The organism is Pseudomonas tremae (genome assembly GCF_001401155.1).
Classification (GTDB): Bacteria; Pseudomonadota; Gammaproteobacteria; order Pseudomonadales; family Pseudomonadaceae; genus Aquipseudomonas; species Aquipseudomonas tremae.
This window is the reverse complement of record NZ_LJRO01000135.1, coordinates 1-282: the sequence shown is the minus strand read 5'-3', so window position 1 is coordinate 282 and position 282 is coordinate 1. Positions and strand designations below refer to the sequence as shown.

Here is a 282-nt window from a genome sequence, read left to right as displayed (position 1 = left end):
CTCTACGGCATTCGCAAGGTGATCGTCGGCGAGAACCAGTCGTTCATGGGCGAGGAAGAACTCCTACGCTCGCGTGGCGTGCAGATCGAGGTGCTTGATAACCAGGAGTGCAAGCACATGATGCAGGGCTTCATCGCCAGCAAGCCTGAGTTGTGGAACGAAGATATCGGCGAGTAAGGGGGGTGAAACCTCCAGGTCATGAGTCCGAGAACGGGCTCGGACCAGCGCAATTGCCACAATAGTCATCGCGATACTTGCCTGCCGTGCCAATGCTCTGCGTTG

At 57.1% G+C, this 282-nt stretch carries 1 pseudogene; it reads left to right on the top strand.

Features of this window, described 5'->3' with window-relative positions:
• Nucleotides 1–177, top strand: a pseudogene (locus tag ALO43_RS09695) (nucleoside deaminase); the annotation flags it as partial.
• Nucleotides 178–282 lie beyond the last annotated feature (105 nt).